The 13,920-nt window shown below is 63.5% G+C and carries 13 protein-coding genes; 8 read left to right on the top strand and 5 right to left on the bottom strand.

Annotation, left to right across the window (positions count from 1 at the left end):
* Complete coding sequence (locus B4400_RS09770) at window positions 1–516, bottom strand: VOC family protein (RefSeq protein WP_078309815.1); 516 nt, start codon at window positions 514–516, stop codon at window positions 1–3.
* A gap of 139 nt (window positions 517–655) precedes the next feature.
* Here B4400_RS09770 and B4400_RS09765 point away from each other — a divergent pair, with 139 nt between their 5' ends.
* Together B4400_RS09765 and B4400_RS09760 are read left to right on the top strand one after the other, a co-directional pair.
* Entirely contained in the window at window positions 656–1,519 is an 864-nt protein-coding gene (locus B4400_RS09765) for a fumarylacetoacetate hydrolase family protein (protein ID WP_286151191.1), read from the top strand.
* Between the two features lie 72 nt (window positions 1,520–1,591).
* A complete protein-coding gene (locus B4400_RS09760; RefSeq protein ID WP_078309813.1) occupies window positions 1,592–2,974 on the top strand; it encodes a hypothetical protein in 1,383 nt (460 codons plus the stop codon).
* Here B4400_RS09760 and B4400_RS09755 read toward each other — a convergent pair.
* Window positions 2,957–3,865 carry an oxygenase MpaB family protein gene (locus B4400_RS09755; RefSeq protein WP_078309811.1) on the bottom strand — a complete coding sequence of 303 codons (909 nt, stop codon included), beginning with the start codon at window positions 3,863–3,865 and terminating at the stop codon, window positions 2,957–2,959. The genes B4400_RS09760 and B4400_RS09755 overlap by 18 nt on opposite strands.
* Window positions 3,866–3,995: 130 nt before the next feature.
* On the opposite strand from B4400_RS09755, the gene B4400_RS09750 reads away from it, so the two are divergent.
* On the top strand, window positions 3,996–4,430 hold the full coding sequence (locus B4400_RS09750) for a hypothetical protein (RefSeq protein WP_078309809.1): 435 nt from the start codon (window positions 3,996–3,998) through the stop codon (window positions 4,428–4,430).
* Window positions 4,431–4,505: 75 nt separating this feature from the next.
* Here the strand turns inward: B4400_RS09750 and B4400_RS09745 are convergent, their stop codons facing one another.
* The 3 genes from B4400_RS09745 to coaA are packed head-to-tail and all read right to left on the bottom strand — an operon-like array spanning window position 4,506 to window position 7,598.
* Complete coding sequence (locus B4400_RS09745; RefSeq protein WP_078309807.1) at window positions 4,506–6,188, bottom strand: GMC oxidoreductase; 1,683 nt, start codon at window positions 6,186–6,188, stop codon at window positions 4,506–4,508.
* A 41-nt stretch (window positions 6,189–6,229) separates the two neighbouring features.
* Window positions 6,230–6,625 carry a nuclear transport factor 2 family protein gene (locus B4400_RS09740; RefSeq protein ID WP_078309805.1) on the bottom strand — a complete coding sequence of 132 codons (396 nt, stop codon included), beginning with the start codon at window positions 6,623–6,625 and terminating at the stop codon, window positions 6,230–6,232.
* 40 nt (window positions 6,626–6,665) lie between these two features.
* Window positions 6,666–7,598, bottom strand: a complete 933-nt coding sequence (coaA, locus tag B4400_RS09735; RefSeq protein ID WP_078309803.1) for a type I pantothenate kinase — start codon at window positions 7,596–7,598, stop codon at window positions 6,666–6,668.
* Between the two features lie 118 nt (window positions 7,599–7,716).
* Between coaA and B4400_RS09730 the strand changes: the two genes are divergently transcribed.
* From B4400_RS09730 to B4400_RS09710, 5 genes are all read left to right on the top strand, one after another.
* A complete protein-coding gene (locus tag B4400_RS09730) occupies window positions 7,717–8,925 on the top strand; it encodes a DUF885 domain-containing protein (RefSeq protein WP_078309801.1) in 1,209 nt (402 codons plus the stop codon).
* Window positions 8,926–8,946: 21 nt separating this feature from the next.
* The gene (locus B4400_RS09725) at window positions 8,947–10,416 is read left to right on the top strand and encodes a glycine hydroxymethyltransferase (protein WP_078309799.1); all 1,470 of its coding nucleotides are present in this window, start codon (window positions 8,947–8,949) and stop codon (window positions 10,414–10,416) included.
* Between the two features lie 127 nt (window positions 10,417–10,543).
* Window positions 10,544–11,350, top strand: coding sequence for an acyl-ACP desaturase (locus tag B4400_RS09720; protein WP_078309797.1), 807 nt, complete (start codon window positions 10,544–10,546; stop codon window positions 11,348–11,350).
* A gap of 365 nt (window positions 11,351–11,715) precedes the next feature.
* The gene (phoH2, locus tag B4400_RS09715) at window positions 11,716–13,029 is read left to right on the top strand and encodes an RNA 5'-3' helicase PhoH2 (RefSeq protein WP_078309795.1); all 1,314 of its coding nucleotides are present in this window, start codon (window positions 11,716–11,718) and stop codon (window positions 13,027–13,029) included.
* A 22-nt stretch (window positions 13,030–13,051) separates the two neighbouring features.
* Complete coding sequence (locus B4400_RS09710) at window positions 13,052–13,918, top strand: polysaccharide deacetylase family protein (protein ID WP_139361343.1); 867 nt, start codon at window positions 13,052–13,054, stop codon at window positions 13,916–13,918.
* Window positions 13,919–13,920 lie beyond the last annotated feature (2 nt).

Below are 13,920 nucleotides of genomic sequence, written 5' to 3'. Positions count from 1 at the left end.
TCACGGCACCTTCACGAGCTCAGCAACGGGTTCCCCGGCGTCAAAGCGGGCCACCAACTCATCGGGATCGAATTCCACGCCAATGGGGTTGGCGTGGAATTTGCCGGAGTCCAGGTATTCCTGAACCTCTTGTGCGGTGGCGAAATTGTCGATCTGCAGTTCAACCTGGTTGTCATCAGGATCGCGGAAGTACATCGAGGTGGTGGGTCCGTGATTGATCGTCCAATGTGGCTTTACCCCAGTGCCTTTGAGTCGAACATAGGTGGCCAGCAGGTCGCCCAGGTTGTCGTACGTGAACGCGACGTGGTCCATCCCGCAGTGCTGGTAGGTCGGATGCTCCTGGGCGCCCATGTTCAGGAACGCCATCCGGTGATGTTCGTCGTCGTAGGTCATGAATGCCAACACGTCGTTGACGTAGGCCGTGTGCCCTTCGAGTACGAGGTTGTACCAGTCCAGCATCGTTCGGTGCTGCGCGGTGCGCAGAACGACATGGGCAAGCTTCGCGGGAGACGCCATTGTGGATCCCTTCGATGATCGGTAGCGCCGAGACCCTCCCGGCTCATGATCGTTAGTCAAGAGACAAGATCTCATTCTCTTGTCTATGAGTCAAGAGATGCGTATCGTCTGGATCAGCCCACACCAAAAGAAGAGGTAGATGTCCATGCGCCTGTATTCGACGACCGACGGCATCGCCCGTGAGGACGGGCCCGGAGAGCTTGCCTTTCTGGAACTGGATGTGCCCGACCTGGGTGAGTTACTACGGGTGGGGTCGCTCGACGAGGCTCGCACCGCGCGGGTGCGTAAGCATCTCGCGCTGCAGGAATGCGGCCTGATGGCGCCGGTGCCCCGCCCGGGAAAGGTGCCTATCGTTGGCCTGAACTATCAGAGCCATCTCGACGAGGTTGTCGGGGCGATGGGCATCCAACCTTCGGACCTCCCAACGGAACCCAACGTCCACCTCACTGCTGGCTCGGCAGTCGTGGGGACGGGTGCTCCGATCCTGCTACCTGCTTTCGCGCCATCCGCAGTCGACTACGAGGGTGAGATTGCTGTTGTGATCGGCCGGCGCGCCACATCGGTCGACGAGCGCCACGCGTGGTCGCATGTCGCCGGACTTACGGTGGCCAATGACGTCAGCGCCCGAGATATCCAACGCAGGGCGATGTCTGGGGATCTCACGGTTTCCATGGGACTTGCCAAGAGTTTCGATACCTTCAAACCGCTCGGACCATGTTTGGTGACGGCAGACGAGTTCGGTCCGCGCTTGGATCTGGCGATCCGCACCACGGTCAACGGCGAACTCCGTCAGGACGCCACGACCGGCGAGTTCCTGCATCAGATCCCGGAACTCATCGCCTTCGCCTCCCGGCTGTTCACCCTGGAACCCGGAGATGTGCTGCTCACCGGTTCTCCGCAGGGTGTTGGACTCTTCAGCAACCGGTTCCTTGCGGCGGGAGATGTCGTCGAGGTCAGCGTCGACCGTATCGGGACGCTTACGAACTCCGTCGAGGCTTCGTAAGGATCGTCGCCCTTAGGTCGCTTCGTCGCGGTCACTGGATGTGATCAACGCGCACCTGTCACACTGTTACTAATGGTGGCGATGTCGGCACTGGTTTTCGGACTCAGCTGGTGGCTGGGTCTGTATCTGCTCGCGCGCAACCCCCGCAAGCCCGTCCTGGTCCTCGCCGCGATCGGACTGATTGGTTACTCCGTTGTCGTCGCACTCGACGCCATCCGGGTTACTCCGGGATCCGATGCCGAGCTGCTGGGCCGCATCGAGGTTTTCACCGCGATCATCCCGAGTGTCGCCTGGCTGCTGGTGCTGCTTGAACTCACCAATACCGGCGACCGGTGGCGTGATCGCGCCGCGATGGCTGTCCCCGGTGCCGTCCTGGCGGTCGTACTGCTGGTGGGGGCGTCGCTGGCCGGAACCATCGCCGGTCCCGCACAACTTGGGCACTGGATCATGTTCTGTGCCAATGGGACCGCCGCCATCGGTGCGGCGATCTTGTTGTTCCGCCGACGTGCCTCGATACCCGGTTCGGCGCGGGGCGTCGTCCTGGTCGCCACCATGTTCTTCACCCTCGGTGATGCGCAGCTGATCATCCCGCTCGGCATCCTGCCGAGCTGGCTGGCGTTGGCGTCGACAGGTTTCGATCTGGTGTTGCTCGGTCTGGGGGTTGCACTCTGGGACGCCTTCGACGAGGGACAGGCCCTGCGCGGTGACATGCTGCGTTCGTTCGTCGCCTCCATTCTGGTCGGGGCGTTGTTCGGCGCCCAGGCCATGATCGGCATCGCCGTCGTCGGTCAATCGGTCGCCCTGGTGGTCCTGTTGTTCACCAGCGTCGCCCTGGCCATCTGCATCCAGGTGCAATCGGGCCCCTTCGCCGACTTCCTTGACCGCCTGGCGTTCTCGCGCTCTCCCCAGCTGCGCCACGAGCGTTCCGAGCTGCGTAACACCGAGGCCGCGTTGCCGCTGAAATCGGCATCGCCCATCGACGGCGTCGACGACGAAACGTTCACCCGCCTGACCCGCCGGGCACTGAGCCATTACGGCGACCTGGCCAAACTCGTCGCCAGCCCGCTGACATCGCTGCCTGCCATCGATGAACGCCTCACCGATCGTGGCGCCTCTGATCAGCCTGTCGAGCGTGCCAACGAGCTCAGGGCGGTGCTCGCCGAATCCATTTCACGGCTCAAGCCCCGGGAGGACGGGGATTTCGGCACCACCGATCAATGGCGCTACTACAACGCGCTGTACTTTCCGTACGTCATGGGCGTGCGGGCATACGCGCAGGGTGCGACCGCCGCGGGACTGGACCCGGTATCGCGTCAGGCGTGGCAGTGGCTGGTCACCGAGGTGCCGCAGCGTTCGTTGCACAACTGGCAGAACGCCGCGGCCAAACTCATCGCCGCGGATCTGCGCGCACAGACCGTCCCGGTGTCCAATGGTTCATCACCAGTTTCGCGGTAGCCGTCCCCGTTCCCGCCGCCAGCCGGCATGGCTGCCCGGATGCCATCTCCACGATGTCGGGATGAAGGGCCACGCCAGTGGCACGGCGCGCAAAAGCGCGCGGTAGGCCGTCTCGTCCGCAAGGTTCCAGCGGATCCCAAAACGCTTGCGTACCTGGGGCGGCAAGCCGCCGTAGATGGTGAGTCTCAACGGTGGCGCCAACGCCATGCGCATCGGTGCGGTGGGCAAAGCGAGTCTGGCGGCCGGCTTCAAATAGGACGCCACCGGTAAATACGGGGACTTGCTCATATCGGGCACGGCACGCCCCTCGATGACCTTCATCAGATAGTCGGCCGCGGGGTTGGGGGCGAGCACCTCGTCGCAGTATCGATCCCACTCCCGTTGGAACGCAGCTCTATTCGGTGGCAGCGGCTGCTCGCTCATCGCGTATCGGCGATACCATTCGACGCCCTCTTGGTAGAGCTGCTCTCGTTCGGCGTCGGTGAGCCGGTAACGGGAGTACCTGTCTATGGTCTGTTCGACCATCACCTGAAACGTCGCATGAGCCCACCAGAAGGTCGTCGGGTTCAGTGCGTGATACCGGACGCCGTCGGGCTGGATCCCCTTGATGTCGCGGTGAAAGTCCCGCACCTTCATGCCAGTACCGGCCGCGGGATCGTCGTACACGGTGCCGAGGATCGGGGGTAACGAGCGGAAGACCCTGTCCACAGGGTCTGCGAAGAAGTTCGAGTGCTCGATCAGTGCATAACCGATGGCGGGGTCCATCGTTTGCAGAAGCCCGGCCGTGCCTCCGGTGAAGGCGATGCGCATATCGCCAGCCCAGCGCCATAACAGTGAATGACGGCCGAGCTGCGCACCGGGCGCGGTAGAGATGACATCCGCTGTTGTCATCCTTAGATGATGGCACACCGCGCGGTGAATTGGCAGGGATTGGCAGTGCCGAATGTCGAGATGGCAGTACATCCCGAGGAATGTCGGTGGTGTCAGCTTTCACCCGGAGCTTTCACACAAGGAGTCCCCAATGTCCATAGCTTCAGAGAACGCCTCAGTACTTCGCACCCGATTCGCCCAACCCGACTCGCTCCTGCGATTCGGAATCGGCCTCGACGGCATCGTTACCGGTTCGGTTGCTGTCGTCCTGCTGATCGCCGCGAAATGGCTTGTCGGGCCGCTTGGTCCCTCGCTGGGATTTCAGGTGGCGCATGCCGCCGCTCTCATCGGATACGGGGTGTTGGCCTTCGTGCTGAGCCGGGCCGACAGGTCCAGGCTCGGAACCATCGGCGTCGCCTATATCGCCGGCAACCTGCTGGCCACCGTGCTCTATGTGGCAGCGGGTGTCGTGAGATGGATACCGCTGACCACCGCCGGGGTGACGCTTTCCATCGCATTCGGCATCTACACCGCCGTCATGGCGGACATCCAATTCCTCGGACTACGGCGCCTGCGCTCGGCGTAGCCGCCCACATGCTCGCCTCTTTCTGACGGCGAGCCGGTGCCGGGCCATCCACTGGGTGGCCCGGCACCTTCATGTTTAAACCGGGGTCAGCGGCAAGCGCAGCGCGCCGGGTGCGGACTCCGGAACGGTCGGACGGTTGGGTTGCACCGGGAAGACGCGCTTGTAGGGCGAGCCCAGCGCCGGCCGCGGATCGAGCTCACCCTTGTTGGGCCAGAACGCCATTGCGCGTTCGGCTTGGGCGGTAATGGTGAATGACGGATTCACCCCCAGGTTGGCCGAGATCGCCGAACCATCGGAGACATACAGCCCGGGATATCCGTAGACCCGTTGGTACGGATCGATCACGCCGGTCTCGGGAGAATCGCCGATGGGGCAGCCGCCGATGAAATGCGCCGTCAGCGGGATGTTCATCGAATCCAGGTGGGTGCTGCCCGCGTATCCGTCGACCTTGTCGGCCATCCGCCGTGCGACATCGTGTGCGACCGGGATCCAGTCCGGGTTCGGTTCTCCCGAGCCCTGTTTGGTGGTCATCTTCTTTCCGAACAGCCCGCGCTTGAGATAGGTGGTCAGCGAGTTGTCCAACGACTGCATCACCAGCACGATGATGGAGTGCTGCGCGGCGCGGTAGGGGAACATTGAGCGGAACACCATGGCGGGGTGCCGCACGTTGGCCAGCCAGGTGCGCGCGAAACGCCACGGGCCGCCGTCAACCATGTTGGTGCCCAACATGCTCAGGAAGGTCGAGCCTTCCCCGTATCGGACCACCTCGACATGGGTGTTCGGTTCGGGGTGGATCGACGAGGTAATGGCGACGCCTTGCGAGAAGTCATCGCGGGTGGGGGAGTAGACGATGGGCACGGATTCGGAGTTGGTGCGTGTCTGTTCGCCCAGACGATCCGACAGGTTGGGTAGCGACCCTGAATCCTTGAATTTGTGCAGCAGCCGCTGGGTGCCCAGCGATGCCGCCGAGAACACCACATGCTGTGCGGTGAACGTGCGCTTCTTTTTGCGTACCAGCCGCCCGGTCTGTTTGGTGCTGACCGCATAGCCCTCACGATCCTGCAGGGGCCGCACATCGAGCACCTCGGTAAGCGGATGTATTTCTGCGCCCGCGTGTTCCGCGAGATACAGGTAGTTGGTCTCGGTGGTGTTCTTGGCGTTGTGCTTGCAGCCGGTCATGCAGGCAGCACAGCCGATGCAGCCGGCGCGCTCGGGCCCCGCGCCGCCGAAGAACGGATCCGGCACGGTCTTGCCCGGCTCATCGCCGAAGAAGACACCGACATTGGTGGGGTGGTAGGTGTCCTCGACGCCCAGGTCCTTGGCGACGGCGAGTAGCACCTCATCGGGTGGGGTGGTGTGCGGAGTCTGCGCGACTCCGAGCATCCGGCTGGCCTGGTCGTAATAGGGCGCCAGTTCGGACTTCCAGTCGGTGATATGCGCCCACTGCTTATCGGTGTAGAACTGCTCCAGCGGTTCATACAGCGTGTTGCCGTAGATCAGCGATCCACCGCCCACGCCCACCGCGCTGGCGATGAAGGTCTTGCCCAACACGGTAAGTCGCTGCGGTCCGAAGCACCCGAGCGCGGGTGCCCACATCGCCTTGCGAACGTGCCAGTTGTTCGGGGGAAAATCCTCGCGTTTCCAGCGTTTTCCCATATCAAGTATGCCGACTCGGTAGCCCTTTTCGGTGAGGCGGAGGGCCGCAACGCTCCCACCGAAACCGGACCCGATGACGACCACGTCGTAGTCATAGTCCATGCGGTCAACCTACTGGTTGGTTGCCGCTGACGCACCGTAAATCAGGACGCAGCTTCTAGAGCCGCGCGCATCTTCTCGTGGATCGCGGTGATGGCCTGCAACGGGCGGATCATGACCTTGAACTCGGTGATCTTGCCGGCGTCGTCGCAGGTGATGATGTCGACCCCGTTGACGTACTTGCCGTCGATGGACGACTCGAACTCCAGGGCCGCGGTGTTGCCATCGAGGACTTCCTTGACGTAGTGGAAGTCGCCGTCGGGTCCGGCGAGTGTCGCGAACGCGGCCAGCAAGTACATGGCGGTGATCGCCTTGCCGCGCTGGGGGGTGAACACCACGGGGGAGTAGAAGACGACATCCTCGGCCAGCAGGTCGTTGAGTGCTTCCGGGGTCGCGCCGGAAATGATGCCGTGCCAGGTTTCAACCACGTTGTTGATCATGAGGCGAATATACCTTTCGGTCTACTTCGCGCAAGGCCGTCTACAGCTTGCGCAGGCGCAACCGGTTGATCGAGTGGTCGGCATCCTTGCGCAGTACCAGCGTCGCGCGTGGGCGGGTCGGCAGGATGTTCTCGAGCAGGTTGGGCAGGTTGATTGAATGCCAAATCTCCTGTGCGGCAAGGGTTGCTTGCTTATCGGACAGCTTGGCGTAGTGATGGAAATGCGAGGAAGGATTTGCGAACGACGTGGAGCGCATCGCCAGGAATCGGGAGATGTACCACTGTTCGATGTCCTCGATGCGTGCGTCCACATAGATCGAGAAATCGAACAGGTCCGAGACCATCAGCGTCGGGCCCGTTTGCAGTACGTTGAGGCCCTCAAGAATGAGGATATCGGGTTGCTGCACAACGTGTTTCTCGTTCTTGATGATGTCGTACAGCAAGTGCGAGTAGACCGGGGCGGTGACCTCATGCGCCCCCGATTTGACCTCGGTAACGAATCGCAGCAGTCCGCGCCTGTTGTAACTCTCGGGAAATCCTTTGCGGTGCATGATGTTCCGTCGAGACAGCTCGGCATTGGGGTAGAGAAATCCGTCGGTGGTCACCAGGTCCACCCGGGGATGGTGGTCCCAGCGCGCGAGCAGTGCCTGCAGCACGCGGGCCGTTGTCGACTTGCCGACCGCGACGCTGCCCGCCACTCCAATGACGAAGGGGACCAGACGGTCCGGGTGTTGATCCCCGAGGAAGGTGGCGGTGGCGGCGAACAAGCGCTGCCGGGCGGCCACCTGGAGATGGATGAGACGAGCGAGCGGCAGATAGACCTCCGCGACCTCGGTCAGGTCGATCTGTTCGCCCAGACCACGCAGGCCGATGAGCTCTTCCTCGGTGAGGACCAGCGGCGTGGATTTACGCAGCGCGCGCCACTGTTTCCGGTCGAACTCCACATAGGGGCTCGGCTCGCTCAGCCGCGGCATCGACGCGCCGCTCGCAAGAAGGAAGAGTGCGTGGATGGGCCGCTTGCGCGAAGACCAACACTCATAGTGGCAAGTCTTGCAGGAACCCTTCGTGAACGCGGCACTAGGGTTGTGTGACATGGGCGATAACGGCGCATCGAAGAATGGTGTCGTAACCGAATACCTGCTGCTCGGGCTGCGATTTGACCGCATCGAAAGTGGATACGTCGACTCGTTCACCGGTGATCCCTCGCTGCGGCAGCGTGTCGAGAATGAGCCCACTCCCAATCCGGCCGACCTCGCACGGCAGGCGAGTGCGCTGCGCGGAGAGCTGGCCGCCAGCGACCTGGACGGGGCGCGTAAGGCGTTCATCGACACCCACCTGAAGGCACTGGCCTGCGCCGGGCGCAAGTTCGCGGGCGAGGACATCGGGTTTGTCGACGAGGTGCATGACTACTTCGATGTGCGCATCGAGAAGGGCGACGAGGAGCGCTATGAGCAAGCGCATGAGGCCCTCGATTCTGTTCTGCCGGAGGGCGGTTCGCTGCTGGAACGGAAAACCGCCTATGACCGGTCTCAGGAGATCGACCCGAACCGCCTGCAGGAATGTGTGGACGCTTTCTCCAGCGCACTGCGTGACCGGGTGCGTGCGGAGTTTCCGCTGCCCGACACCGAGACGGTGACCTACGAGGTCGTCAGCGACAAACCCTGGTCGGGGTTCAACTACTACGAGGGCAACTACCGCTCGACGGTCGCCGTCAATTCCGATCTCAAGCAGTATCTGAACAACGTGCCCGCTCTGATCGCCCACGAGTCCTACCCCGGGCACCACACCGAGCACTGCCGCAAGGAAGCCGGCCTGGTGCACCTCGGAGACCAGCAGGAACAAACCATCTTCCTGGTCAACACGCCACAGTGCCTGATGGCCGAGGGGCTCGCCGACCTCGCCCTGTACGCCGCCGTCGGCGAGGACTGGGGGCTGTGGGCCCAAGAGATCTACGCCGACCTCGGGCTGCGCTTCGACGGCGAACAGGCTCAGGCCATGGGGCGGGCGCGCGCAGGGCTGATCAACGTGCGCCAAGACGCGGCGCTCATGCTCCATGACGAGCACCGCGACGTCGAAGACGTGATCGCATTCCTGAAATGCTGGCTGTTGGTCCCCGATGAGCGTGCCCGGCACATGCTCAAATTCCTGTCCTCGCCGCTGTGGCGGGCATACATCTCGACCTACGTCGAGGGCTATCAATTGTTGAAGGGGTGGCTGGATCGTCGTCCGCCCGAACAGTCCCTCACGACCCGCTTCGGGCGGCTGCTGGACGAGCCCCTGGTGGCGTCCACCTTGGTGTAGGCGCCTACTAGGCTGAGGGTCATGACGACTTCAGCTTCCAGCGACATTGCGCAGGGCGCGCAGTACGCCGAGACCGCCAGCGCCGCGTACCGTTCGGCCCTGGAGGTCATCGAGACCATCGAACCGCGGATCGCGGACGCGACCCGAAAAGAGCTTGCCGACCAACGCGATTCGCTCAAGCTGATCGCCAGCGAGAACTACGCCTCGCCCGCGGTGTTGCTCACCATGGGCACCTGGCTCTCCGACAAGTACGCCGAGGGCACCATCGGCCATCGCTTCTACGCCGGCTGCCAGAACATCGACACCGTCGAGGCGCTGGCCGCCGAGCATGCCCGCGAGCTGTTCGGTGCGCCCTACGCGTACGCCCAGCCGCACTCGGGAATCGACGCCAATCTCGTTGCCTACTGGGCAATCCTGGCCACTCGGGTCGAGGCGCCGGCGCTCGCCGAGAAGGGTGTGCGCAACGTCAACGACCTGTCCGAGACCGATTGGGAGGAGCTGCGCCATCAGTACGGCAACCAGCGCCTGATGGGTATGTCACTGGACACCGGCGGCCACCTCACCCACGGCTTCCGCCCGAACATCTCGGGCAAGATGTTCCACCAGCGCAGCTACGGCACCGACCCGGAAACCGGGTTGCTGGACTACGACGCGCTGGCTGCGGCCGCACGCGAGTTCAAGCCGCTGGTGCTGGTGGGTGGCTACTCCGCGTACCCGCGCCGGGTGAACTTCGCCAAGATGCGCGAGATCGCCGACGAGGTGGGCGCCACCCTGTTCGTGGATATGGCGCACTTCGCCGGCCTGGTCGCCGGCAAGGTGTTCACCGGTGACGAGGATCCGGTGCCGCACGCCCACATCACCACGACCACCACCCACAAGTCGCTGCGCGGCCCGCGTGGTGGCCTGGTGCTGGCCACCGCCGAGTACTCCGATGCCGTCGACAAGGGCTGCCCCATGGTGCTGGGCGGACCGCTGTCGCACGTGATGGCCGCCAAGGCCGTCGCCCTGGCCGAGGCGCGCCAGCCCTCCTTCCAGGCGTACGCGCAGCGCGTCGCCGATAACGCCAAGTCGCTCGCCGAGGGCTTCCTGAAGCGGGGCGCCCGCCTGGTCACCGGCGGCACCGACAACCACCTGGTGCTGCTCGACGTGCAGTCCTTCGGGCTCACCGGGCGGCAGGCCGAGTCGGCCCTGCTCGACGCGGGCGTCGTCACCAACCGCAACGCCATCCCGGCCGACCCCAACGGCGCCTGGTACACCAGCGGTATCCGGTTCGGTACCCCGGCGCTCACCAGCCGCGGATTTAACGGTGACGAGTTCGACAAGGTGGCCGAGCTCGTCGTCGACGTGCTGTCCAACACGAGTCCTGCGGGAGGCACCGCTGGTTCTTCCAAGGCGAAGTACACGCTTGCCGACGGTGTCGCCGACCGCGTGAGGGCCGCTTCGGCCGAATTGCTGGCCGCGAACCCCCTCTATCCGGGCCTCACTCTCTAGGGTCTTTAGTCACCACGACTAGACGTAAAAGCCCCCGGCACGCTGGTGTTTCGGGGGCTTTTGCGTCTGCCCGCTAAGGGTCGCGTGGCGATTTCACATTTTCTACGCGTCCGGTTACTGTTACCGCATGGCACAGAAACCTGTACCCAATGCGTTGACTCTTGAGCTGACGGATGTCGTCGCCGAGAACATCGATCGCCACCGCGACACGGCGGAGCTTTGGTACTCCCATGAGCACGTCCCGTATGACGAGGGTGAGAACTTCGCCTTCCTGGGTGGACGCGACTGGGAACCCTCTGACGTCAAGCTGCCCAAGGCTGTCGTCGACGCCCTCCAGATCCTGCTGATCACCAAGGACAACCTGGCGGGTTATCACCGCGAGATGGTCGAGCATTTCTCGCTGGAGATCATCCCGTGGGCGGATTTCATCGGTCGCTGGACCGCCGAAGAGAACCTGCACGCCATCACGCTGCGCGAGTACCTCGTGGTGACCCGTAATGCCGATCCCAGCGGCGATGAGGACACCCGGCTGGCTCACGTCATGAAGGGCTACCGGGCCGACTCGTACAGCCAAATCGAGACGCTGGTGTTCAACGCGTTCTTCGAGCAGATGCACGCGGTGTTCGTACGGAACCTCGCCGCGCTGACCGACGATGACGTGCTCAAGGGCCTGCTCGCGAACATCGAGAAGGACGAGCGCCGTCACGAGCAGATTTACAGCAACATCGTGCTCGAATGCCTGCGTCTGCACCCCGAGGACACCATCGCGGCCATCAAAGCCCGCGCCGCGGAACTGCAGGTCATCGGCGCCGACATCGACGGTTACGAGGACAAGGTCGCCTCCGTGGCCGAGGCCGGAATCATCGACGAGGTCACCGTGCAGGACGTGGTTCGCGAACTCACCGACAAGTGGGGCGTGACCGAGCGGCTCTGATTACTAAGCCAGCTGTCCGTCGAGCGCATACCGCGCGCGCAGAATCCGGGGGATTCATGTGCACCTGGTATGCGCTCGACGCATTCAGGGCTCCGCCGCACGCCTGTAACCGGCGTTAACCCGGTGTTAGTCAACACGCTCGATTCGGTGCGCGGCATCTACGCGTAGGTGCGAGTAGCGTCAAAAGCGATGGCTAGCGACATGCTTTGCTATCCGGGAGGTACTGATCGTGGCGAAAACGACAGGACCGGCCCCGGTCCTGATGTGGACGGTCTCATGAGGCGTCCACACACGGTACCGACCGCGTCCACGACAGATCGCGTGTGGTGCCGCACGGATGTCAGGAGCGCTCGGTGACTGCTTCAATGAACCCTGGGACAATCCGTACCTATGTGCTCGACACCTCGGTGTTGTTGTCTGACCCTTGGGCCACAAACCGATTCGCCGAACATGAGGTAGTGATCCCGCTGGTGGTGATCAGTGAGCTGGAAGGCAAACGTCACCATCACGAGCTGGGTTGGTTCGCCCGTACCGCGTTGCGGATGCTCGACGATCTGAGGCTGGAGCATGGCCGTCTCGATCAGTCAATTCCTGTTGGGACACAGGGTGGTTCGCTTCATGTCGAGCTGAATCACACCGATCCCTCGGTGCTGCCTGTGGGCTTCCGCACCGACTCCAACGACTCGCGGATTCTGGCGTGCGCGCTCAACCTCGCCGCCGAGGGCAAGCTGGTTACGTTGGTGAGCAAGGACATTCCGCTGCGTGTCAAGGCCGGTGCGGTGGGCTTGGCTGCCGACGAGTACCGGGCTCAGGACGTGGTGAACTCGGGCTGGACGGGCATGACCGAGCTGGACACCGCTCCTGACGTCATCGACTCGCTCTTCGAAGCCGGTGAGGTCGATCTGGAGGCGGCGCGAGATCTACCGTGCCACACCGGAATCCGGCTGCTGGGCGGCACCTCGAGCGCACTTGGCCGAGTCAACGCGGAGAAGCGGGTACAGCTGGTACGCGGTGATCGTGAAGTCTTCGGGCTGCGCGGGCGCTCCGCGGAACAGCGTGTGGCACTGGACATCCTGCTTGACGAGTCGGTGGGCATCGTCTCTCTCGGCGGCAAGGCGGGTACCGGTAAGTCGGCCCTGGCACTGTGCGCCGGACTCGAAGCGGTACTCGAGCGGCGTAGCCACCGCAAGGTTGTGGTGTTCCGTCCGCTGTACGCAGTCGGCGGCCAGGAGCTGGGCTATCTGCCGGGCAGCGAGAGCGAGAAGATGGGCCCGTGGGCGCAGGCCGTCTTCGACACTCTCGAAGGACTGGCGTCACCTGCGGTCATCGAAGAGGTGCTCTCCCGCGGCATGCTCGAGGTGCTCCCACTTACGCACATCCGTGGACGGTCCCTGCATGACTCCTTTGTGATCGTCGACGAGGCGCAATCTCTGGAGCGCAATGTGCTCCTGACGGTGCTGTCGCGGCTGGGCAGCGGCTCGCGAGTGGTGCTCACTCACGACGTCGCGCAGCGTGACAACCTGCGTGTCGGTCGTCACGACGGTGTGGCCGCGGTGATCGAGAAGCTCAAGGGCCATCCGCTGTTCGCGCACGTCACGCTGGTGCGTAGTGAGCGTTCACCGATCGCCGCGCTGGTCACAGAGATGCTGGAGGAGTTCGGGCCCGGGCTCTCCTCCTGAACTGACGGTTACGCTGTGGGGCGTGCTATCCAAGCGTGATGTCTTTCGGTGGACGATGGTCGCGGCCGCTGTGGGAAGTTTGATCGCGGCCGCGATCGTCGTCACCGACAAGCAGCGCGCCCTGGACGCGCCGGTGGACTGTCAACGCGAGAAGTGCGTGGCGCTGACATTTGATGACGGGCCGAGCCCATTCACCGACCGGCTGCTGGAGATCCTGCGAGCCAATGGCGCGCACTCGACCTTCTTCGAAATCGGCAACAAGGTCCAGCGCGATCCGGCGGGTGCCAAGCGGGTCGTGGACGCCGGCATGGAGCTGGGCAGCCATACCTGGGAACACCCCAACATGACGACGATCCCGCCGGAGGCAATCGCGGGTCAGCTGAGTAAGGCCAGCGACGCCATCGAAGCGGCCACGGGTCAGCGCCCCAAGCTGTTCCGCACCGCAGGTGGTCTGATCAACGATCAGGTGCTGGCCGAAGCCAAGAAGCAGGGCCTGGCCGATATCAACTGGGATGTCATCCCGTTCGATTGGGCCAACGATTCGAACACCGATGCCAGCCGGGCCATCCTGATGTCACAGATCAAGCCGGGATCCGTGGTGCTTTTCCACGATACTTATTCGAGCACAGTGGATCTCGTCGAGCAGTTCCTCCCGGTGCTCAGGGCCAACGGCTACCACGCGGTGACCGTCACGAAGTTACTCGGCCCGCGTGAACCCGGCAGCAGTTACGGAAGCCGGGACAACGGTCCACCTGTGAACCTCCTGAAAGACATTCCGGCGTCCGAGATTCCGCCGCTGCCGAACACGCCGTCCCCGCTGCCCGCGACAAATATCCCCATCACCGACCTGCCCAACCAGGGTGCGGGTGGGCCGGCCGTCGGGCAATAGGG

It is taken from the genome of Mycobacterium sp. D16Q13, assembly GCF_002013375.1.
GTDB lineage: Bacteria > Actinomycetota > Actinomycetes > Mycobacteriales > Mycobacteriaceae > Mycobacterium.
This window is presented reverse-complemented; position numbering and strand designations above follow the sequence as displayed.